General features: G+C 72.5%; 19 protein-coding genes. 12 read left to right on the top strand and 7 right to left on the bottom strand.

Annotation, left to right across the window (positions count from 1 at the left end; genetic code table 11):
• The first annotated feature begins 10 nt into the window (after window positions 1-10).
• The 5 genes from ACIOHC_RS18625 to ACIOHC_RS18605 all read left to right on the top strand — a co-directional run bounded on the left by ACIOHC_RS18625 (window position 11) and on the right by ACIOHC_RS18605 (window position 3,864).
• Window positions 11-169, top strand: a complete 159-nt coding sequence (locus ACIOHC_RS18625; RefSeq protein WP_389636739.1) for a hypothetical protein — start codon at window positions 11-13, stop codon at window positions 167-169.
• Window positions 170-190: 21 nt separating this feature from the next.
• Complete coding sequence (locus tag ACIOHC_RS18620) at window positions 191-658, top strand: SAM-dependent methyltransferase (RefSeq protein WP_389636740.1); 468 nt, start codon at window positions 191-193, stop codon at window positions 656-658.
• 182 nt (window positions 659-840) lie between these two features.
• Window positions 841-2,076 (top strand): cytochrome P450, encoded by a 1,236-nt coding sequence (locus tag ACIOHC_RS18615; RefSeq protein ID WP_351074074.1) that lies wholly within the window; start codon window positions 841-843, stop codon window positions 2,074-2,076.
• 104 nt (window positions 2,077-2,180) lie between these two features.
• Window positions 2,181-2,903: an adenosylcobinamide amidohydrolase gene (locus tag ACIOHC_RS18610; RefSeq protein WP_351074064.1), complete on the top strand. Its 723-nt coding sequence runs from the start codon at window positions 2,181-2,183 to the stop codon at window positions 2,901-2,903.
• 52 nt (window positions 2,904-2,955) lie between these two features.
• Window positions 2,956-3,864 (top strand): NAD(P)-dependent oxidoreductase, encoded by a 909-nt coding sequence (locus ACIOHC_RS18605; protein ID WP_365688972.1) that lies wholly within the window; start codon window positions 2,956-2,958, stop codon window positions 3,862-3,864.
• Window positions 3,865-4,059: 195 nt separating this feature from the next.
• Here the strand turns inward: ACIOHC_RS18605 and ACIOHC_RS18600 are convergent, their stop codons facing one another.
• From ACIOHC_RS18600 to ACIOHC_RS18570, 7 genes are all read right to left on the bottom strand, one after another.
• A complete protein-coding gene (locus ACIOHC_RS18600; RefSeq protein ID WP_351074062.1) occupies window positions 4,060-5,025 on the bottom strand; it encodes an RNA polymerase sigma factor SigF in 966 nt (321 codons plus the stop codon).
• Between the two features lie 300 nt (window positions 5,026-5,325).
• Window positions 5,326-5,934 (bottom strand): XRE family transcriptional regulator, encoded by a 609-nt coding sequence (locus tag ACIOHC_RS18595; RefSeq protein WP_351074061.1) that lies wholly within the window; start codon window positions 5,932-5,934, stop codon window positions 5,326-5,328.
• A gap of 45 nt (window positions 5,935-5,979) precedes the next feature.
• Window positions 5,980-7,947, bottom strand: a complete 1,968-nt coding sequence (locus tag ACIOHC_RS18590) for a dipeptide ABC transporter ATP-binding protein (protein WP_401843226.1) — start codon at window positions 7,945-7,947, stop codon at window positions 5,980-5,982.
• A complete protein-coding gene (locus tag ACIOHC_RS18585) occupies window positions 7,947-8,774 on the bottom strand; it encodes an ABC transporter permease (RefSeq protein WP_351074059.1) in 828 nt (275 codons plus the stop codon). The genes ACIOHC_RS18590 and ACIOHC_RS18585 overlap by 1 nt, the downstream gene beginning before the upstream one ends.
• Window positions 8,771-9,829 carry an ABC transporter permease gene (locus ACIOHC_RS18580; RefSeq protein WP_351074058.1) on the bottom strand — a complete coding sequence of 353 codons (1,059 nt, stop codon included), beginning with the start codon at window positions 9,827-9,829 and terminating at the stop codon, window positions 8,771-8,773. Before ACIOHC_RS18580 ends, ACIOHC_RS18585 begins: the two co-directional genes overlap by 4 nt.
• Window positions 9,826-11,973: an alpha/beta fold hydrolase gene (locus tag ACIOHC_RS18575; protein ID WP_351074057.1), complete on the bottom strand. Its 2,148-nt coding sequence runs from the start codon at window positions 11,971-11,973 to the stop codon at window positions 9,826-9,828. Before ACIOHC_RS18575 ends, ACIOHC_RS18580 begins: the two co-directional genes overlap by 4 nt.
• A gap of 60 nt (window positions 11,974-12,033) precedes the next feature.
• A complete protein-coding gene (locus ACIOHC_RS18570; protein WP_351074056.1) occupies window positions 12,034-13,686 on the bottom strand; it encodes an ABC transporter substrate-binding protein in 1,653 nt (550 codons plus the stop codon).
• Window positions 13,687-14,016: 330 nt separating this feature from the next.
• Here ACIOHC_RS18570 and ACIOHC_RS18565 point away from each other — a divergent pair, with 330 nt between their 5' ends.
• The 7 genes from ACIOHC_RS18565 to ACIOHC_RS18535 all read left to right on the top strand — a co-directional run bounded on the left by ACIOHC_RS18565 (window position 14,017) and on the right by ACIOHC_RS18535 (window position 20,870).
• Window positions 14,017-14,928: a TIGR03619 family F420-dependent LLM class oxidoreductase gene (locus ACIOHC_RS18565; RefSeq protein WP_401843224.1), complete on the top strand. Its 912-nt coding sequence runs from the start codon at window positions 14,017-14,019 to the stop codon at window positions 14,926-14,928.
• Between the two features lie 165 nt (window positions 14,929-15,093).
• On the top strand, window positions 15,094-16,014 hold the full coding sequence (locus ACIOHC_RS18560) for an NADP-dependent oxidoreductase (RefSeq protein ID WP_351074054.1): 921 nt from the start codon (window positions 15,094-15,096) through the stop codon (window positions 16,012-16,014).
• Window positions 16,011-16,769, top strand: coding sequence for a GNAT family N-acetyltransferase (locus ACIOHC_RS18555; RefSeq protein ID WP_365688986.1), 759 nt, complete (start codon window positions 16,011-16,013; stop codon window positions 16,767-16,769). The genes ACIOHC_RS18560 and ACIOHC_RS18555 overlap by 4 nt, the downstream gene beginning before the upstream one ends.
• A gap of 270 nt (window positions 16,770-17,039) precedes the next feature.
• A complete protein-coding gene (locus tag ACIOHC_RS18550) occupies window positions 17,040-18,287 on the top strand; it encodes a PP2C family protein-serine/threonine phosphatase (protein ID WP_401843223.1) in 1,248 nt (415 codons plus the stop codon).
• A gap of 43 nt (window positions 18,288-18,330) precedes the next feature.
• On the top strand, window positions 18,331-19,002 hold the full coding sequence (locus ACIOHC_RS18545) for a TetR family transcriptional regulator (protein WP_401843221.1): 672 nt from the start codon (window positions 18,331-18,333) through the stop codon (window positions 19,000-19,002).
• On the top strand, window positions 18,999-19,772 hold the full coding sequence (locus ACIOHC_RS18540; RefSeq protein ID WP_365688989.1) for an SDR family NAD(P)-dependent oxidoreductase: 774 nt from the start codon (window positions 18,999-19,001) through the stop codon (window positions 19,770-19,772). The genes ACIOHC_RS18545 and ACIOHC_RS18540 overlap by 4 nt, the downstream gene beginning before the upstream one ends.
• 57 nt (window positions 19,773-19,829) lie before the next feature.
• Window positions 19,830-20,870: an NAD(P)-dependent alcohol dehydrogenase gene (locus ACIOHC_RS18535; RefSeq protein ID WP_401843219.1), complete on the top strand. Its 1,041-nt coding sequence runs from the start codon at window positions 19,830-19,832 to the stop codon at window positions 20,868-20,870.
• The last annotated feature ends 112 nt before the right edge of the window (window positions 20,871-20,982 follow it).

The raw sequence follows: 20,982 nt of genomic DNA, 5'->3' as shown, positions 1-20,982 counted from the left end.
GAGGGGGGCCGTGCGGAAAAGGACCTGCACATGGCAGGCACCTCGTCGCGCGGCCTACCCAACCAACCGCCTCGGGCGGTGGCGCGACCTGGCCACACAGCGCGAACTCGCCATCGCCCACCAGGCCGCACTCCACCTGGCCGCCATCGTCATCTGGGCACGACGCTGACCGATGAGATAGAACCTAGCCATGCCGAGCTTCGAGGTCACACCGATAGGCACGGTCCGGAACAACCGGACGGACGTTCAGCACACGGACGACTGGGGTGTCGTCCGCAGCACGATCACCGTCGACGAGCGTTTCGGCGAGGCGTGCCTCCAGGGTCTGGAGGGCTTCTCCCACGTGGAGATCCTCTTCGTCCTCGACCAGCTCCCGGAACGCGACGACTACCGCGAACCCCGCCCCTACCGCGGTCGCTCCGACCTCCCGCCCGTTGGCGTCTTCGCCGACCGCGGCCCCCGCAGACCGAACCGCATCGGGGTGACGTGCTGTGCCATCGAGTCCGTCCACGGACGCGAACTGACGGTGGTGGGCCTCGACGCGGTGTCGGGCACCCCGGTCATCGACCTGAAGCCGGCGATGGTGGAGTTCCACGCTGTGGACGTCAAGCAGCCGGAATGGGTCAGCGCCCTGATGTCGGAGTACTTCCAGCCGTAACGGCAGCAAGCCCGAACAGGTGATTCGACGAGCGGGCCTACCCCAACAACCGGGCCCACACCTTGCCCGCAGCCCACCTCGCCGCATCCCCTGGACGCGACACCGGCCAAAGCCGCCCTCGCGCACCGCCCACCGGCCGACGACCTTCAGGAGAGCCCCCGTTGACCAGTACCCCGTACCGCATGGACCCGGCCGGCGGCTGCCCGCACGCGGACAACGCCGGGCTGCTCGCCCGAGGGGCCGTGGCATCCGTCGTGCTTCCGGGCGACGTGGCCGGGATGGTGGTCCTCGGGCACGAGGCGCTCAAGGAGTTCCTCGCCCACCCCGACGTGGCCAAGGACGCACGCCACTTCACCGAGCTGGCCGAGGGACGCATCCCCGACGGCTGGCCGCTGAAGACCTTCGCGACCGTGAGGGGCATGACGACGGCCGACGGCGAGGACCACCGGCGGCTGCGCTCACTGGTCGGCAAGGCATTCACCGCACGGCGGGTGGAAGCGCTGCGGTCGCGGATCGAGACCGTCACCGCCGAACTGCTCGACGGCGTCGAACGTGCCGCCGCGGAGGGCGACGGAACGGTCGATCTGCGCGCCCGGTTCGCCCTGCCGCTGCCGATGGGCGTCATCTGCGACCTTCTCGGGGTCGACGCCCGGTACCAGGACCGGCTGCACCGTCTCTCCAGCCAGGTGGTCGCGACCGACACCGGTCCCGAGGAGGCGATGGCCGCCAACAGGGAGTTGCCGGCCCTGCTCGCAGCCGTCGCCGCCGCCCGCGCGGAGCAGCCGGGCGACGACCTGACCAGCGCCTTGATCGCCGCCCGCGACGAAGGCGGCGGCCGACTCGGTCAGCAGGAGCTCATCGGCACCCTGCTGCTGATGATCATCGCGGGACACGAGACGACGCTGAACCTCGTCACCAACGCGGTACGGGCCCTGTGCACCCACCCCGACCAGCTCGGCCTGGTGAGGTCCGGCCGGGCACGGTGGGCCGACGTGGTGGAGGAGACACTGCGCTGGGACAGCCCGGTCAGCTACTTCCCGTTCCGCTATCCGACCCGCGACCTCACCATCGACGGAACCGTCGTCCCCAAGGGCACACCCGTGCTCGCCGGGTACTCGGCCGCCGGTCGGGACAAGGCCGCGCACGGGCCCGACGCCGACCTCTTCGACGTGACCAGACCGGCCAGGGACACCGCGGCCCGGCATCTCTCGCTCGGCCACGGGCCGCACTACTGCCTGGGAGCGCCGCTCGCGCGGATGGAAGCCACCATCGCCCTGGAACAGCTGTTCACCCGTTTCCCGGAGCTGGACCTCGCCGTCCCCGGCAGCGTGTTGCCCCGGCACGCAGGGTTCGTCGGCAACAGCACGGGGACCCTGCCGGTACGGCTCCGGCCCGGCACGGCTCCCGCCGCGGACTGAAGGCGCCCGCACTCATCCGTGCGGCACGAGAAACCACACCGACGTGGCACCGTGGCACCGCACGGACACGGGTGCCACGGCCGAAGCCCGTGCCCTCGGCGCATATGATCGACCGGCCGACTGCCGACCTCGTCCTGCCGCGCCACCGGGGGTGCCTCATCCGTTCCGTACGAATCCGGCTGCCCCGACAACGGGGTGAACTGCTTGCCCGCAACGAGGAGGGTCAAGAACTTCACCATCTGGTGTGGCGGCTGGGGCCGGGCTGGCGGGTGTGCAGCAGCGCCGTGCTCGGCGGCGGCATCGGCGCACGCGCCTGGATCCTCAACGCCCAGGTGCCCGGCGGCTACCCCCGTCTCGATCCCGACCGCCACCTCGCCGAGATCGCCGCGGCGGAACACCTCACGGGGCCCGGCGTCGGACTGATGACGGCCGCTGATGTCACCGCGTACACCGTCGCGGCCGACGAGGGGGTGACGGCGACCGTCACCTGCGGACTCGGCGTACGCGGCTGGGCCGCCGCCCCTGCCGGGGGCAACGGGGAACGACCCCGGCCGGGCACGGTCAACATCGTCATCACCCTCCCGGTGGCTCTCTCCGACGCCGCACTCGTCAACGCGGTCGCCACGGCCACCGAGGCCAAGGTCCAGGCACTCCTGGACGCGGGACTCGACTGCTCCGGCACCCCCACCGACGCCGTGTGCGTCGCCGCCCCCTCACCGGGGTCCGTCCCCGGGGAGGCCTTCGCCGGACCGCGTTCCCGCTGGGGCGCGCGACTCGCCAGGGCCGTGCACGTTGCCGTTCTCGAAGGCGCGCTGGGGCAATCCTGAGAACCCACCGCGCCGCGACCGCGTAGGCGCGGCCGACGAAGGGAGTCCTCCCGTGAACCCAAGCGCCGCCGAAACCGCACGGCACCGGCCGACCGTCGCCGTCCTCGGTACCGGAATCATGGGTTCAGGCATGGCCCGGAGCCTGCTCCGGGCCGGACTCGACGTCCGTGCCTGGAACCGCACACAGGCCAAGGCGGCCCCGCTCGCCGCCGACGGCGCCACGGTGACGGAGACGGCGGAGGAAGCCGTGCGCGGCGCCGATGTCGTCCTCGCCATGCTCCGCGACGGCCCGGCCGTCGCCGCCGCACTCACCGCCGCGTCACCCGGCCTGCACAGGGGGCAGGTACTGCTCCAGAGCTCGACGGTCGGGCCCGACGCCACCGACGATCTCGTCCGGCGCGCGGCGGATCTGGGCCTGATCTATCTCGACGCACCGGTCTCCGGCACCAAACAGCCTGCGGAACAAGGAAAGTTGACAGTATTCGTCTCCGGTCCGTCCGCCGTCCGCGAGACCGTGGAACCCGTGCTGGACGCGGTCGGAGAGCGCACCGTCTGGGTCGCCGAGGTCCCGGGAGCGGCCTCGCGGCTGAAACTCGTGGTCAACACCTGGGTGATCAACCTGGTCAACAGCGTCGCGGAATGTCTCAACCTGGCCGAGGGCCTGGAGATCGATCCCCGGACTTTCCTCGATGCCATGAGGGGCGGCCCGTTGGACTCCCCCTACCTCCAGGGCAAGTCGGCCGCCGTCCTCACCGGTGACCTCGCTCCGAGCTTCACTCTGTCCACGGCCCTCAAGGACACCCGTCTCATCCTGGCCGCCGCCGAGGCATCGGGTGTGCGGCTGGACCTGGTCGCCGCCTCGGCCGACCGTTTCGTGCGTGCCGAGGCGGCGGGGCACGGCGGTGAGGACATGATCGCCACCTTCTACGCGGGCCGGGCACCGGGGAAGGACGGCGGCTGACTCCGCCTCCGCCTGCTCGTCCTGCGCGGTGGTGCGGTGGAGGTACGGAGGCGGGTCACCGACCGTCGGACGAGCACGCCCGAGTTCGCTCGGCCGCGACGTAGGAGGGCGATGCACGGACACGGACACGGACGCCGGGCCGGGCGGTGAGGCGGTCCGCCGCTCGGCAACGGGCGAAGACCGTGTCCGGCCACGTCATTCCTCGACGAACATCCCGCTGCGGAGCTTCAGCAGAATCCTGCTGATGAGTCGCGACACATGCATCTGCGAGATGCCGAGCTCCGCGCCGATCTGTGACTGGGTCATCTCATGACCGAAACGCATGTCGATGATGCGGCGCTCACGGTCGTCGAGATCGCTCAGCAGCGGCGCGAGCGCATGCAGGTTCTCGACCGTCTCCATCGCGGGATCGGGTGCGCCCAGGACATCCGCGAAGGTGCGCCCCGGTGCCTTGCGCCGTCCCACGTCCGCCGGGTCGGCCGGCACGTCCAGAGAACCCGCCGTGTACCCGTTGGCCGCCACGATGCCCTCGGTGACCTCGTCCTCGCTGAGCCCCAGCTGCTCGGCCAGCTCCGGGACGGTGGGGTCGCGGTCGAGCTCCGCGGCCAGGGAGTCCCTCGTCCTGGCGATGTCGACCCGCAACTCCTGCAGCCTGCGCGGAACGTGCACCGCCCAGCTGGTGTCGCGGAAGAATCGTTTGATCTCGCCGGTGATGTAGGGGACCGCGAAAGAGGTGAACTCGACCTCGCGGGAGAGGTCGAACCGGTCGATGGCCTTGATCAGCCCGATGGTGCCCACCTGGACGATGTCCTCCATGTCACCGCCGCCCCGGTGCCGGAACCGTCCCGCGGCGAACCGCACGAGGGAGAGGTTCATCTCGATGAGGGTGTTGCGGGCGTACTGGTGGGCGGAGGTTCCCTCCTCCAGGACCTGGAGGCGCTCGAAGAACAACCGGGACAGCTCCCGGGCGTCGGCCGGAGCGACCTTTCCCGCGTCCTCGATCCATGGCAGCTCGCCGGTATCGGCGACAGGGTCCGCGATCTCCCCGGCGCCCGGGGCGGTTCCCGGGCACACGCCGGTGTCGAACGGGACGACTGCCGGTGTCGGCCGTGCACTCTCCGCTCGCTCCGCACTGGCCGTCCGCGCGGTGTGCGCCGTCATCTCGTCACGCTCCCCTGGTCGTAGGTGAGGTGTATGCGCCTGCCCCCGAAGGCGGTTCTCATGCGAGAAGAAGGGAGTTGATCAGGTCACACGGCATCAACGGCCGGGCACATGCATGATGGCCCGTCATGTCTGCGCGGGCGGAGTCGCATCGGACCGCAGAACCGCCCCACCGGTACGGGGGAGCCCGGTGGGGCGGTCACCTCCAGACTGCCACAGTCTGCGGCGCGTCGGGGGTGACCGGCCGATATCGAACGGCAGTCGAGCCGAAATCGGTGGCAGGCCCGGGGAATGGACGCCTCAGTCTCGCGGGTACCCGACGATGGTGTGTGTGACGGCCGGGGAGTCCTCGGTGGTGTAGTAGTGGCTGCTGAGTCCCGAGAAACGGGCTGTGTCCCCCGCCTCCAGGAGATGCGGGACATCGTTCACCACCAGCGTCACCTGGCCCGACATCACCAGCACGTACTCCACAGAGTCCGCACCGTGCGAGCTGACTTGGCTCTGGGCGTGCGGATGCAGCCGGGTTCGGTAGATCTCGATGCGGCCCTGTTCGTGGCCGGAGAACAGCAGGTTCACCGAGGTCTCGTCCTCCGGTTCGTCGAGCGAGGAGACGCGGACGATCTCCGGCCGGAGCAGCGGCTGACGGAGCAGATCCGTGCAGCTGGTGCCCAGCACGTCCGCGATCCGCACCAGCACGTCGACCGTCGGATTGGCTTCGGCGCGTTCGATCTGGGACAGCAGCCCCTTGCTGACACCGGTCGCGGCCGACAGTTCGCGCAGGCTCCAACCGCGAGCCAGCCGACGGCGGTTGAGATTTCCGGCCAATGCGGTCCGCACGCCGGCGGACTGCTGTGCTTCCGTTGGACGCGGGGGTGCGGGCAGGCCGACGGTGACGGGTGGCTCGGACACCGTTCCTCCTCGCTCTCGGTGGTACGCGCAGGTCAGCCGCACACTCTACCGGCGTGACCCCCGTCCGGTCAGATCCTCGTCGTCGTGGTCCGCCGCATCGGGAAGTGTGTCGATCAGGCGCCGGGTCCAGGGGTGTTCGGGAGCGTCCAGCACATCGGCCGTGGCCCCCTGCTCGACGATCCGCCCCTGGCGCATCACGGCCACCCGGTCGGCCATCTGCCGCACCACACCGAGATCGTGGGTGATGAACAGCACCGCGAAGCCCTCGCTCCGCTGGAGCGAGGCGAGCAGATTGAGCAGCTGTGCCTGGACCGACACATCCAGCGCCGCCACCGCCTCGTCGCAGATCAGCAGCTGGGGCCGGGCAGCCAGAGCCCGCGCGAGGGCCACTCGTTGACGCTCGCCGCCGGAGAGCGCGGCCGGGCGACGGGAGACGTATGCCCCCGGCAGACCGACCTGTTCGAGCAGGGTGCGCACCTCGGTGCCGGACGTGTCGCGCCCGCGCCGGCCGGCCGCGGCGGCCAGCGCCTCGCGCAGGGTCGCGCCCACGGTTCGGAGCGGATTGAGCGAGGAGTACGGGTCCTGGAAGACGATCTGCACCTGCTCCGCCAGGCGCCGCCGGTCCGCGGTGCCGGGGCGGCGCCCTGCGGGCAGCGCGATGCCGCCCACGGAGACCGTGCCGCCGTCGAACGTCTCCAGGCCGACGGCGATCCTGGCGAGCGTCGTCTTGCCCGAGCCGGACTCGCCGACCAGGGCCACGACGGTGCCCCGGGGAACGGTCAGGCTCACCTCGCACAGTGCGGCACGATCCCCGGCCGAGGACCGGAACGTACGGTCGACGGAGCGGGCGACCAGCGCGGCGTCCTGCGCGTCGACCGCGTCGGCCGGGACCGGCCGGGGCACGGCGGCGGCCCGCGCGGGCGGTGCGGCGAGGGCCTCACCGACCTCGCCGATCCGTACACACGCCGACAGCCGCCGCACACCGGGCGCGTCGTCGAGGACCGGTCCCGTCCCTGTGCCGGACGATGGTGGCAGCAGCACGACCGGTTCGGTGCGGCAGACCTCGGCGGCGTGCGCGCATCGGTCGGCGAACGGGCAGCCGCTGCCCCGGGCACCGGGGGGCGGTACGGAGCCGGGGATGGCCGGGAGTTCCTCGTACCGTTCGCGCACCGACGGTTCGGAGGCCAGCAGACCGGCCGTGTACGGATGCAGGGGGCCCGATTCCAGCTCGCCCGAGCGCCCGTGTTCCAGCACGCTTCCCGCGTACAGCACATACACCCGGTCGCAGGCGGAGAACGCGACCCGCAGATCGTGTGTGATCAGGACCAGCCCCATGCCCCGGCTCCGCTGGAGGCCACGCAGGAGATCGAGTACGGCGCGCTGGTTGGCGGCGTCCAGCGCGGTGGTCGGTTCGTCCGCGATCAGCAGCTCAGGGTCGCCGGCGAGCGCGGCCGCCGCCGCCACCCGCTGCCGCATTCCGCCGGACAGCTCGTGCGGATAGCGGTCGGCGACATCCGGGCCGAGCCCGACCTCGGCGAGCCGCCGCGCCACGTCCGCGCGTACGGCGGCCTTCCTCCGGCGTGTTCCGAAGCCACCGCCGGGCTCGCGCAGCCCGTCGGCGATCTGACGGCCGCAGGTGAGCTGCGGATGCAGCATGGTGAACGGGTCCTGCATCAGCAGCGTGACGTGCCTGCCGCGCAGGGCGTGCCGCTCGCGCGGTGTCAGGGTGAGTACCTCCCGGCCGTCGATCCGTACGGACCCGGCCGTCACCCCGGTCCCGGTCGGCAGCAGTCCGGCCACGGCCCGCGTCGCCAGCGACTTGCCGCTGCCGGACTCGCCGACGATACCGACGCACTCGCCCCGGCGGACCTCCAGCGAGATGCCGTCGATGATCGGGACCGCGCCGCCCGCACCCGCTGTCGCGGCCACGCTCAGGCCGTCCACCGCGAGGAGCGGGCCGGTGGCCGGTGCCGGGGACGGAGCACGGTCGTCCGTCACCGGGCGCGCTGTCATCAGGACCTCCCACGGTCGGAGAAAGCCTCGAACAGCCGGTCGCCGAGGAGGTTGAGCGCCACGGCGGCGGCGGTGATCAGCACGGCCGGTGCCAGGGCGGCGGACGGGTTGTCGTACAGCAGGGTGCGGTTCTCGGAGAGCATCCGCCCCCAGTCCGGAGCGCCCGGCGGAACGCCGAGCCCCAGGAAGGAGAGGGAGCTGAGCGCGACGATCGCCCCGGCGAAGTTGAGCAGGGTGTTCGCCACCACGACCGGCAGCACATTGGGCCAGATGTGACGGACCATCACCGTGAACGGGGACAGCCCCAGCGTCTCGGCCGCCTCCACGTAGGCTCGGTGCCGCTGCTCCAGAACGGCGGACCGCACCAGACGGATGTCGGCCGGCGACGTCAGCACGACGAGAACGCCCACGGCCAGGGCGTAGCCCCCGCCGCCGATACCCGCGACGACGATCGTCACGAGCAGGGCGGGCAGCGCCAGCAGCAGATCGGCCCAGCGGCGCACGACGGTGTCGATCCAGCCGCCCGAGTAGCCCGCGAGGAGCCCGAGGACATTGCCGATGGCCATCGAGCCGAACGCCACCAGCGCCGCACCCACCAGCGTGCTCCGCGCCCCGGCGACGACCATCCGGGCGATGTCCCGGCCGAGTTCATCGGTGCCGAGCAGGTGCCCGCCGCCCGGCATGGCCGCGCCGGTGGCGAGATCCTGCGCGTCCCAGTCGGGGAGCAGGAGCCGGCCGAGGGCCGCGGCCAGCGCGAACAACGCCAGCAGGACGGAGCAGCAGACGGTCAGCGGCGAGAACCGGCGGCGAGGCGCGCGCGTCTTCATCGGACCTCCTGCGCGGGGACGTCGGACGACGGGGCCACGGGGGATGCCCCCGGCACGAGGGGCGCCTTCGCCACGGGTGCGGTCCTCAGCCGTGGATCCAGCAGGGGCTGTAGGAGATCCGTGACGAGGTTCGCCAGACAGACCAGGGCGGCGATCAGCAACGCCTCGGCCTGGACGACGGGGACGTCCCGGAAGGCGACCGAGTCGACGAGCAGGGAACCGAGGCCGGGCAGTGCGAAGACCTGCTCCACCATGACCGTCCCCGCGAGGAGATAGGCGAGGACCAGACCGATCCCGGTGAGGACGGGCACGACGGTGCCACGCAGCACGTACCGCAGCAGGATGTCCCGCTCCCGGACCCCACGGGCGCGGGCGAACGTGACGTGCTCCCGGTCGAGTTCGCGGATCACCGCGGCCCGGGTCAGCTTCAGCAGTACGGCGGTGACGGCGAGACCGAGAGCGACGGCTGGCAGCACCAGATGCGTCAGCCGGTCGGTGCCCGAGCCCTGCCCGGGGCCATAGGCCGGGAACCAGCCCAGCATCAGCGCGAACACATAGATGAGCAGCAGGCCGCCCGCGAACGCGGGGGTGGACAGCGCCACCACGCCGAGACTCTGGACGGCCCGGTCGGTCGCCCGCCGGTTGCGCAGGCCCGCCAGGACACCCGGCGGCAGTCCGAGCAGCAGAGCCACGGCGAAACCGAGACCGACCAGTTGCCCGGTGAGCACGAGCCGGTCGCCCAGCGCGGCGGCGACGCTCTCGCCGGTGCGGATGGACGTACCGAGATCGAGGCGGACGGCGTCACCGAGCCAGTACCAGTACTGCACGGCCAATGGGCTGTCGAGGTGGTGGCGGGCCCGTACGGCGGCCAGGGCCTCGGGGGTGGCGCTGCGCGGTCCGAGCAGGGTCTGGGCGGGGTCGCCGGGGGCGGCCTGCAACAGGGCGAACACGGCGACGGACAGGACGATCAGCAGACCGAACGTGCCACCGAGGCGCCGCACGACATGGCCGAGTGGCAGGGCCGCGCGTACGCGCGAACGGGCGACGGTACTCACCGGTCACCCCCGGCCGGGTCCGGGGCGGCCGGACCGGAAGGTGCTCGGGGGGCGACACCATCCGGCCCGGCCTCGGAAGCCGTGCCGGGGATCGGCTCGGGGGAAGCGTCCCCCGGCACGGCGGTGCGGTGGGGGGCCGCGGAGCGCGGGCCCAGGTGGGTGGCGAGCCACCGCTCGACCCGGGCGGCGGCATCGAGCAGATGCGCGCCATTGGTGAACTCATGGCCCTCGTCCGGGTACACGTACAGTTCGACGGGGGCGCGCCCGGCCCGCAGCAGCGACCGGTACAGCTCGTGGGCCTGGCCGACGGGAGTGACCCGGTCCGCGGAGCCGTGCACGATGAGCGTCGGCGTTCCGCCGCCGCCATGGGCGAAGACCGCGGAGCGCCGGACCAGTTCGGCCGGCGCGTCCGCGCCCCCGATCCCGTAGGTCCGGTCGTAGCCCCCGCCGATGTTGCTTGTGTGGGTGAAGCTCAGCCAGTCGGTCGGCGCCGAGACGACCACCGCCGCCCGGAAGACATCGGTGCGTGCCGCGGCGAGGGCCGCGAGAAAGCCGCCGTAGCTGTGTCCCAGGACGGCGGCCCGGTCCGGGTCGGCGAGCCGGGTGTCGACGAGGTGGCGCACGCCGGACAGCACGTCGTCCAGGTCGCCGCCGCCGACGTCACCGACCACGGCACGGGCGTGCTCCAGCCCCCGGCCGCTGCTGCCGCGGGGGTTGGGCAGCAGCACCAGGTACCCGGCGGCGGCCAGCGCTGGCGCGATGCCCAGCACGTCGCCCGGCGCGTACCCGGCGGACCAGAGCCAGGCGGGACCGCCGTGCACCAGAACGGCCAGCGGCCGGGGAGCGGCGTCCCCACCGGACGAGAGCAACAGCCCCCGCACCGTGCGGCAGTCGGAGGAGCACCAGGAGGTCTCCTCGGTGCGGAGCCCGGCGAGCGCGGGGTCGGCGGGGGCGTTCAGCGCGGTGACGGATGCCCAGTCCCAGGCGTCCGGCCCCTCGGTGCGGGCGACGACGGCCTCGGCCGGACGGCCCGGCGCGTCGAGCACGGTCGCGGCGAGCCGCAGGTCGTCGCTGAGCGACAGCGCGGGCTGGTGGGACGCGCCGCCGAGGGTCACCGGCCCCGACCAGAGCGTGCCGCCGTGGCGTGCGGTGTGTCCGACGCGGGAGCCGGTCCCGTCCCAGCCGGCGAACCACAGCGGGCCGGGCGCGGTGTCCCCGGTGTCGTCGAACCGCAGCCAGGTCGCGTCCTCGACGTCCGGTACCACCTCTGTCCGCCCGGTCGTCAGATCCACCACGACCGGGCGTCCGGCCACGATGGAGATCCCTTCGCAGACCGCCGCGGACCGGCCGTCCGCGGAGACGGCGGGAGCGCCCAGCTGCCCCCGCGGCGTGTGCACGGTCCTGGACGTGCGGGCCACGAGGTCGATCGCGGCGAGCCGCGCACCGTAGTAAGCGGCGGGCAGCGTCTCCTCGGAGACGGTGGCGACGGCGGTGGTCCCGCCGCGCCAGGCGACGTTCCACACGGTCAGCCCGGCCGGGCCGGCCTCACGCACCGAGCCTTCCGCGAGATCGACGAGATGCAGCGAACGGCGGCCGGCACCCGGGGCGAAACGCTCGGGCGCGGGCAGGGCGCCGAGACGTACCGGCAGACCGAGATTCATGCCGTCACGTTCGGCGCCGTCCTCGGCGCACAGCAGCAGCGCCTGCGTGCCGTCGTCGGAGACGAGCAGCTCCTCCACCGCTCCGGGGGCGACGACGACGGTGCGTACGGCTCCGGAGGCCGTGTCCAACGCCGCGAGACACACGTCGGTCCCCCTGGACCCTCGGACCTCGGCGATGTGGAGCAGCGTCCGGGAGTCCGGCAGCCAGCGCGGGCTGTGACGGTCCGTGGGCGCGGACGACGCCTGCGGTGCGAAGAGCTCGGGAGGCGGTACGGCGGCGTCCGGGCCCCGCACTCCGGCCGGGACCGGGGCCAGGACCAGCCCGACGCTCCCGGGACCGGCTGCCGCGACGGCGATGGCGCGCCCGTCGGGGCTGATCCGGGCCTCGACCGGATGCGTCAGCCGCAGCATCGCCTCACGGACACGCCGTACGACGATCGCGGTGCTCCGCTGCGGCGGCGTGGGCGCGGCGGTAGTGGGCATGATGGTCCGTTCCTGGTGCGGGTGAGGGGCTCGCTCCGCGAGCGGGGGAGCGCGGTGGGGTCAGACGGCCTTGCGGATCCGGGTCGCCCACGGCCCGATGAACGAGAACGGCCCCTGGTCCAGCAGCACGATCTCCTTGGAGAGCGCTGTGGCGGTCTGCGCCCACCACAGCGGGAGGTAGGGCAGATCGACGCCGGCCGTCCGTACGGCCTTCATCAGCTCCCGGGCGCGGATGTCCTTGTCGGTGGCGGACTTGGCGGTGTCGAGCGCCGAGTTGACGCTCTCGTCGTCGTAGTGCGCGATGTCCGTGGCGGTGGCCGCGGCGTTGAGATACGGGTCGGCGAGTTCGGCCGGGTCGCCGGTGACGGGGAAGTACCACAGGAACTGCAGGGGTTGCTCGCCGGAGCCGAGCTCCGCCACCCACTGCTCCAGGGTGATCTCCTTGACGTTCAGCGTGATGCCGATCTTCTTGAGCGAGGCGGCGAGCGCAAGCGCCGCCTTGCCCAGCTGCGGACCGCTGTTGGGGTAGTGCAGCTCAGCCGTGAAGCCGTCCTTCACCGAGGACCTGGCCAGCTCCGCACGGGCGGCGTCCAGGTCGTACGGGACGGCGGGGATCGAGTCGTAACCGGAGCGGACTTCGTCCGCCGGCATCAGATCACCCCACATGTCGGGCGACGGCAGCGCGCCGGCGACCTCGGCCCTGCCGTGCAGGATGCCCTTCACCATGCCCTCGCGGTCGGTGGCGTGGGCGATGGCGCGCCGGACGTGGATGTCGTCGAGCGGTGCCTTCGCCGTGTCGAACGCCAGCGACACCACCGAGCGGTCGCCCGTGTACGTGACGTCCGCGCTCGACTCCCAGCCGCGGGCCTCGTCCGACGCCAGGTTCAGACCGCCGTCCACCGCACCGGACTTCATCGCGACCAGCCGCGTCCCGGCGTCCGGGACGAAGGACAGCCTGAGCTTCTGCACGGCGGGCCGCTCGCCCCACCAGGCGTCGTTGCGCTCCAGCAGTACATGGTCGTCGGCGGCGAACTCGGTGATCCGGTACGGGCCGGTGCCGAGCAGCAGCGTCTTCGCCGTGCCGATCCGGCCGCGGTTGCGGGTCAGGAACGCGCGGCTGCTGACGAGGAGTCCGCCCGCGGTCGTCGTCCATGCGAACATCGCGTCGGGCGACTTGAGCCGGATCGTCACCTCGTGGTCGCCGGTGGCCTTCACCGACCGGACACCCGCGTAGGCGTAGCCGAGCGCGGAGCCGTTCCTCGGATCCCGGACGGCCTCGACGGACGCCACCACGTCGTCCGCGGTGAACGGGGTGCCGTCGGTGAAGGTGACGCCTCGGCGCAGGGTGTACACGTACGTCCTGGCATCGGGCTGTTTCCAGGACGTGGCGAGCCCGGGGCCCAGCTTCCCGGACGGGTCGACCGAGAGCAGGGACTCCTGAGTCAGCACCGCGACCATGTAATTGAGCACGCCCGCCTCACGGCCCACATCGAGGCTGGAGATGGACGAGGGCAGGGCGAGGGCCAGGCTGCCGATCGGCACGTCCGCGCCCCGGGCCCGGTCGCCCGTGGCCGCACGGCCGTCGCCGGACCCCTTCGCCGGCGGGGGCGCACAGGCGGCGAGCACACCGGACGCGGCGAGCACGCCCATGCCGGCGCCGGTGAGGCGCAGCAGTCGCCGCCGGCTGAGGTCGCCACCCGGTTCCGATGTCATCGGGAACCACCTATCTCGCATCTGTCCACTGGAACTGCCCAACTGGGCGTGGACAGTAGTCGAGACCTTTGAGGGCGTCAAAGGTCGGCTTATGAATGTCCAGGGCGTGGACATGTGGCGGTCGCGCACCGCGGACGAACGACCGGACGTGCTCGGGGGCCACTCGGCGTGCCCGCCCCCGGCCCGCCCGCGTGCCGTGCGGGGAGGGGGCGGCCCGTCGCCTTCGTGTTCACCGGGGCCGTGGCCGAGGCGCCGCGCGCCGCGAGGCGGCGGACGTCCGCTCCTTCCGGCCGGAACAGCCTTGCGCTGTCCGGTTGTTAGGCTCCACGGGTGGAATTCGGTGTGAACATACTCAACTTCGGTGCCGGAACGACCCCGGAAGGTCTCCGCCAACAGGCCGTAGATGCAAGGGACTTGGGGTACTCCTTCGCGATGATCTCCGACCACATCGCGGTCACCCCCGATGTGCACGAGACGTATCCGGCCCCGTTCTACGACCAGTTCGTGCTCGCCGCGCACATCGCCGGACGGGTGCCGGGGCTGGTGCTCGGCACGACCGTCACGGTGATCCCGTACCGGCACCCGCTGCAGACGGCCCGGCTCGCCGCCGACATCGACAACCTGAACGACGACGGATTCATCCTCGGCGCGGGGATCGGCTGGTCCAGGGCCGAATACGAGGCGCTGGGCGTGCCCTTCGCGGAGCGGGGACGGATCACCGACGAATACCTCGCCGCCATCCGTGCGGCCTGGGCCGAGGATCCTACGACGTTCCGGGGCGAGCACGTCTCCTACCGGGAGGTCCGGACCGCGCCGGCACCCGCGTCCGCTCCCTGTCTGCCCGTCTGGGTCGGTGGCAACTCGGCCGCCGCCCAGCGCCGCGCGGCCCGGCTCGGCGAGGGCTGGCATCCGTACCGGCTGCCGCTCGACGCGATCCGGTCCGGGCTTCCGGTGATCGCCGGGGAGGCCGAGCGGGCCGGGCGTCCCGTTCCCGCGCTCGTGCCGCGGCTGCAGATCCGCTTCACCGACGCACTCCTGGGGAGCGACCGCCCCGCCGGGCACGGCACGATCGACCGGATCCGGGCCGACCTGGCGGAACTCGGCGAGCTGGGCGCCACCCATGTACTGCTCGACGTCAACCCGGACACACCCGCCGAACGGGGGACCGCGGACGACGACCGGAAGCTGCTCGAACTCCTCGTGAACAAGGTCGTCGACCCGGTCACGGGCGGCGTCCGCTGAATCATTGCGGCCCGGTGGACACCGCACCGGCCCGGGAATACGCGCTCCGAATTCGACCTTCCCGCTCCTGTACGAGGTGGTGGCAGGGCCGGTGCCCCAGCGGGGAGCGGCCCGGTCGTCGGCGCCGCGGACCGTCGGCGCCATGAGACAGGAGAGAGGGAGCCCATGCCCAAGGCGTACGTGTTCACCCGCAACGGCGGGCCGGAGGTGGAGGCCCTCGCCGAGCAGGAAGTGCCGGTGCCGGGTCCCGGCGAACTGCTCGTCGCCGTCCGGGCGGCCGGGGTCAACCCGGTCGACTGGAAGCTGCGCACGGGGTACACCCGGCCCGGCAGCGAGCCGCAGCCGTTTCCCACCGTCTTCGGCAGCGAGGCCGCCGGAGTCGTCGAGGGCGTGGGCCCGGACGTCGAAGGATTCGCGGTCGGGGACGAGGTCTTCGGCAACCCGCTGACCGGTGGGTACGCCGAGTACGCGCTGCTGCCCGCCGCGGTGACCGCGCACAAGCCGACCGCTCTGTCGTTCACCGACGCGGCCGTGCTGCCGGTCGCGGCGGCCACCGCGTACGACGGCGTGCGCCAGCTCGCACCCACGCCCGGTTCGACCCTGTTGGTCACCGGGGCCGGGGGAGGCGTGGGAACGGCCGCAGTGCAGCTGGCGCGTCACGCCGGCGCCCGGGTCGTCGGCGTGGCGAGCGCGGACAAGAAGGCTTTCGTCGAGTCGCTGGGCGCGGTGCACGTCGAGTCCGGCGACGCACTCGCCGACCGGGTGCGGGCGGCGGCCCCCGACGGCATCGACGCGATCTTCGACCTGGTCGGCGGGGACACCTTGCGTGCCGTGGCCCCGTTGCTCGCGGACCCGGCCACGCTCGTGAGCGCCGGGGGCAAGCCACTGGCGGTGGAGCTCGGAGGCGCGGCCGTCGCGCGGGCCCGCACCGCCGCAGTCCTCGACGAGGTGGCGAACCTCGTCGTCACCGGCGTCCTGCGGACGTATGTGACCGGGACCTTCCCGCTCGACGAGGCCGGAGCGGCATTGCGCGCCGTGGAGGGCGGACACACGCGAGGCAAGATCGTCATCGAGGTGGCCGCATGAGCGTGCCCCATGCCGCTGCCGGTGACCCGCACCCGCTCGACAACCCGGTCCGCGCCGCGCTGACCGGCCCGCACGCCCATTTCGCCGAGCGCCGTGGGCGTGTGCTGCGCTACCCGGCGGACGTGGCCCCGTGGGTATCGGTCCCGGACTTGCCGCAGGCCGAGGACTGGGCCGACGCCGCCGCGCTCGCCGGACCGGGCGGCGCCGTCACGATCACCGCCTTCCGCGAGCCGCCGCCGGACGACTGGGAGATCACCTTCCACGCCGAGGGGGTCCAGCTCGTCGACGGCGGGATCGCCGCGGCCCCGTTTCCCGAGGCCGTACGGCTGGGACCCGCCGACGTGCCCGAGATGCTCGATCTGGTCGCCCGCACCCGCCCGGGGCCGTTCCTGCCCCGAACGGTCGAGCTCGGCACCTACCTCGGGGTCCGGCGTGAGGGGGCGCTCGTCGCGATGGCCGGTGAACGGTTGCACCCAACCGGCTGGAGCGAGATCAGCGGTGTCTGCACGGACGAGTCCGTGCGCGGTCAGGGGCTCGGCGGCGGGCTCGTCCTCGCCGTCGCCCACGAGATCGGGGAACGTGGTGAAACACCGTTCCTGCACGCCTCCGCCACCAACACCAATGCCATCCGGCTCTACGAATCGCTGGGATTCGTGCTCCGTCGCCGGACGTCCTTCCTGTCGGCGCTCGTACCGGGGCGCCCGCCGACGCGTCTGCCGGGGTCCGGCGGTGTCCGTGCGGCGGCCGTGCGCTGACGCGCGGCGCGGTGACCTTCGGCCCGGGGAGCTCGGGCCGAAGGTCACGTCGCCTCCGCCTCCGGGACCTTCGGCGCCGGCCGAGGGGCCGTAAGCCCCGTGTGCCGCCCCCACTGATCCGGTTGGACTGGGAACGAACGCCGGCGCGGGGCCGGCAGATCCCGGGAGGAACGGGCCGTGACGATCGGGCTCCGGCGCCAGGCGGCGAGGGTCTTTCGTTTGGATCAGGCGGGATCGGCCAGACGCGGCACCGGGCCACGCGAGCCCGGCATGATCCGGACGAAACGCCCTGGGCGTGGAGCGACGCTCCCGCACACGGACGCGGGGGAGGCGGCCGTCTTCGCCTCCCGGGTCGGCAACGGAGCACTCTTCGGCGGGCTGGCGCTGCTGACCGTCCTGGTCGGCGCCCTCGACATCCGTACCGGCGACGAAATGCACCTCGTGCCGCTGCTGGTGGTGGTGCCGGCACTCGTCTCGGTCTTCGGAACGATCCGGCAGACCGTGGGCGTGGCCACCTGGATCATGATCGTCGCCGTCTGCTCACGGCTGGTCACCGGCGGAACGTTCTGGTCCATCACCAGCAGTGTCGTATTCACCGCGCTGGCCTGCTTCCTGGGCGTCGGCGCCTGCGCGCTGCGGATCCGCCATGCCGCCGAGATCGCCAGGCTCCGCTCCGCCGCCGTCGCACTCCAACGGCAGATCCTGCGCCCGCTGCCCATCCTGACCGACCAGATTGTCGCCCACGGCATCTATACGCCGATCGAGGAGGACCGGCTGGTCGGAGGCGACATCTACGAGGTCGTCCAGTCCCCCTACGGAACGCGGGCGATCATCGGCGACGTCCAGGGCAAGGGGCTCGCCGCGATCGGGGCGGGCTTCGCCGTCCTCGGCGCGTTCCGGGAGGCCGCCATCCGTGAGCCCGGCCTGACCGGCGTGGTCGACGCGCTGGAGGACGCGGTCGCACGGCACAACGCCTTCTCCGCCCAGACCGGGGAGACCGAACGCTTCGTCACCGCCCTGGTGCTCGGCGTCGACGGGGACGACCGGGTGCAGGCCGTCAACTGCGGTCATCTGCCGCCCCGACTGCTGCACGACGGCGTGGCCCGCGCGGCTGTGCTGCGCCACACATCCGTTCCGCTGGGCATGGCGGAGCTCAGCGCGCAGGCGCGGGTCGCGGAGCAGTTGGACTTCCCGCCCGATGCCACGCTCCTGCTGTTCACGGACGGGGTCACCGAGGCCCGGGACGCGTCGGGCGCGTTCTACCCCCTGGACACCCGGCTGGGCCACTGGGCACGGCGGGGGCCGCGCGAGGTGCTCGACGCGCTCCACACCGACCTGGAGGTGTTCTCCGAGGGCGTGCGACGCGACGACATCGCGGCGCTCGCCCTGCGCCGGGCGCCGGCAGGCGGTCATCGACGACGCCCGGCGGCAGGTCATGATGCCCGCCGCGCAGCCGAGACGTTCGGCCGCCGGGAGGGGCACGGGAGGGCGGCCGTATGCGATCCCATGTCCCGATGAGACTTCTGTCGCGGTGGGACATTTTTCAGTGTACCGTGCATGTATGAATCCGGAACGGAAGGCCCCGGAGCGACGGAGCCGCAAGGCCCGCAGGACCCGGGACGCACTGGCGCAGGCCGCGTTCGAGCTCGTACTCGACCGGGGTCTGAAGGAAGTGACGGTCGAGGAGATCGCGGAACGCGCGGACGTCGACCGGCGTACCTTCAGCCGGTACTTCACCAGCAAGGAGGCCGCCGTTCTGGACTCGATCCGGGGCGACGGCGACCGGATCAACGACGCCCTGCGCGCACGTCCCGCCGACGAGCCCCCGCTCACCGCGTACCGCCACGCCGTCCTCGACTGGCTCGACGACCCCGGTGCGCCGGCCCGGCACCGCCGCGCCCGGATCTTCGACCTGCTGGTCCTCGCCGAGCAGGAGCCGACCCTCTACGCGGCGTTCCACCACATCCGGGTGGACGCCCAGGAGGACTCGGTCGCCATCGTCGCGGACCGGCTCGGGGTCGACCCCCGACTGGACATCCGCCCCGCTGTCACGGTCGCCGCGGGCGCCGGGGCGCTCCTGGCGGCCCAGGCCGCCTGGGTGCGGGGCGGACACCCGGACGACCTGCCCCAACTGGTCGGGCAGGCCTTCGACGCCCTCTCCGGAGAACTGCTCGCGCAACTTCTCGCCGGGCCGGCGTCACACAGCACCACGGAAGGAAACACCACCTCATGAGCATCTCCCTCACCCCCGTCGACCAGGAGTTCGCAGGCAGGACCGCCCTCGTCACCGGCGGCGCCTCCGGCATCGGGCTGGCCCTCGCGCACCGGCTGGCCGCGGGCGGCGCGTCCGTCGTCGTCGCCGACTACGACGAGGCCAACGCCCGCAAGGCCGTCGCCGAACTGGAGAGCGCCGGGGCGAAGGCCGCCGCGGTCGCCATGGACGTGACCGACCCCGCCTCCGTCGAAGCGGGTGTGCGATTCGCCGTCGACACCTTCGGCGCCCTGCACCTCGCCGTCAACAACGCGGGCATCGGCGGGCCGAGCAACCCCACCGGGGAGTACGCGATCGAGGACTGGGACCGGGTCGTCGCCACCAACCTCAGCGGTGTCTTCTACTCGATGCGTTACGAACTCCCCGCCATCGTCGCGGCGGGCGGCGGTGCCGTCGTCAACATGTCCTCGATCCTCGGCACCAACGGTTTCGCCGGGTCTCCCGCCTACGTGGCCGCCAAGCACGGCGTCGTCGGCCTCACCAAGACGGCCGCCCTCGAATACGCGGCACGGAACGTCCGGGTCAACGCCGTCGGCCCCGGCTTCATCGACACACCGCTGCTGCGCAACACGGACGGCCCCGCCCGCGACCACCTGATCTCGCTGCACCCGGCCGGGCGTCTCGGCCGGGCGGAGGAGGTCGCCGAACTCGCCGCGTTCCTGCTCTCCGACCGCGCCTCCTTCATCCACGGCAGCTACCACTTGGTGGACGGCGGATACTCCGCCTCCTGAACGGCTTACGGGGGAACGGGGGGCGAGCAACAGAAAGCGAAGAGTGAGGAGAACCCCATGAAGGCCGTCCAGTACCGCGCCGTCGGCTCGGCACCCGAGGTCGTCACCGTGCCCGATCCGGATCCCGGCCCCGGCCAGGTGATGCTCAAGGTCACCGCCGCCGGCGTCTGCCACTCCGACATCGCCGTGATGAGCCGGCCCGCGGAGCAGCTCCCCTTCCCGCTGCCGCTCACCCTCGGCCACGAGGGCGTCGGCACCATAGCCGCACTCGGCGACGGGGTGAAGGGCCTCTCGATCGGCGAGTCCGTCGCTGTCTACGGCCCCTGGGGCTGCGGTGCGTGTGTCAAATGCGCCGAGGGCAGGGAGAACTACTGTCTGCGCGCCAAGGAATTCGGCATCACCCCGCCCGGACTCGGTTCCCCCGGCGCCATGGCCGAGTACATGATCGTGGACGACGCCCGTCATCTGGTGCCGCTGGGCGACCTCGACCCGGTCCAGGCCGTGCCGCTCACCGACGCGGGCCTGACTCCCTACCACGCGATCAAGCGGTCCCTGCCCAAGCTGGTGCCCGGTGCCACCGCCGTCGTCATCGGCACCGGCGGTCTCGGCCATGTCGCGATCCAGCTGCTGCGTGCCATGACGGCCGTCCGGGTCATCGCCCTCGACGTCACGGACGAGAAGCTGGCCCTGGCCCGTGCCGTCGGCGCCCACGAGACGGTGCTCTCCGACGCGAACGCCGCGGCGAAGGTCCGTGGACTGACCGGTGGTGTCGGAGCGCAGGTCGTTCTCGATTTCGTCGGAGCCCCGCCGACCGTCGCCACGGCCGGGGCCGCGGTCGCCATCGACTCCGATGTCACGATCGTCGGCCTCGGCGGCGGTGCGCTGCCGGTCGGCTTCGGCTCGCTGCCCCACAACACGACGGTGTCCTCCCCCTACTGGGGATCGCGCGCCGAGCTCGCCGAGGTGCTCGACCTCGCCCGCGCCGGAGCGGTCGAGGTCCACGTCGAGACCTACACGCTGGACGAGGCGCCGCTGGCCTACGAGCTGCTGCACGACGGCAGGATCAACGGCCGCGCGGTCATCCTCCCCAACGGCTGACCGGTCGGGCCCCGGCCCTCGGCACGGTGCGGGCCGTCGCGCGGTGCGACGGCCCGCACCGTCATACCCGCGACCGATGCGCACCGCACCGCGCGTCGGCAACACTGGGCCG

The sequence above is a fragment of the Streptomyces sp. NPDC088252 genome (genome assembly GCF_044740965.1).
GTDB lineage: Bacteria > Actinomycetota > Actinomycetes > Streptomycetales > Streptomycetaceae > Streptomyces.
Note: the sequence above shows the minus strand (reverse complement) of the source record. Positions and strands in the feature narration are given on the sequence as shown.

Coding starts and splice junctions, on each gene's coding strand:
- ACIOHC_RS18620 (WP_389636740.1), top strand. CDS start 191: ATGCCGAGCTTCGAGGTCACACCGATAGGCACGGTCCGGAACAACCGG.
- ACIOHC_RS18615 (WP_351074074.1), top strand. CDS start 841: ATGGACCCGGCCGGCGGCTGCCCGCACGCGGACAACGCCGGGCTGCTC.
- ACIOHC_RS18610 (WP_351074064.1), top strand. CDS start 2,181: ATGATCGACCGGCCGACTGCCGACCTCGTCCTGCCGCGCCACCGGGGG.
- ACIOHC_RS18600 (WP_351074062.1), bottom strand. CDS start 5,025: ATGACGGCGCACACCGCGCGGACGGCCAGTGCGGAGCGAGCGGAGAGT.
- ACIOHC_RS18590 (WP_401843226.1), bottom strand. CDS start 7,947: ATGACAGCGCGCCCGGTGACGGACGACCGTGCTCCGTCCCCGGCACCG.
- ACIOHC_RS18585 (WP_351074059.1), bottom strand. CDS start 8,774: ATGAAGACGCGCGCGCCTCGCCGCCGGTTCTCGCCGCTGACCGTCTGC.
- ACIOHC_RS18575 (WP_351074057.1), bottom strand. CDS start 11,973: ATGCCCACTACCGCCGCGCCCACGCCGCCGCAGCGGAGCACCGCGATC.
- ACIOHC_RS18570 (WP_351074056.1), bottom strand. CDS start 13,686: ATGACATCGGAACCGGGTGGCGACCTCAGCCGGCGGCGACTGCTGCGC.
- ACIOHC_RS18560 (WP_351074054.1), top strand. CDS start 15,094: ATGCCCAAGGCGTACGTGTTCACCCGCAACGGCGGGCCGGAGGTGGAG.
- ACIOHC_RS18555 (WP_365688986.1), top strand. CDS start 16,011: ATGAGCGTGCCCCATGCCGCTGCCGGTGACCCGCACCCGCTCGACAAC.
- ACIOHC_RS18550 (WP_401843223.1), top strand. CDS start 17,040: ATGATCCGGACGAAACGCCCTGGGCGTGGAGCGACGCTCCCGCACACG.
- ACIOHC_RS18545 (WP_401843221.1), top strand. CDS start 18,331: ATGAATCCGGAACGGAAGGCCCCGGAGCGACGGAGCCGCAAGGCCCGC.
- ACIOHC_RS18540 (WP_365688989.1), top strand. CDS start 18,999: ATGAGCATCTCCCTCACCCCCGTCGACCAGGAGTTCGCAGGCAGGACC.
- ACIOHC_RS18535 (WP_401843219.1), top strand. CDS start 19,830: ATGAAGGCCGTCCAGTACCGCGCCGTCGGCTCGGCACCCGAGGTCGTC.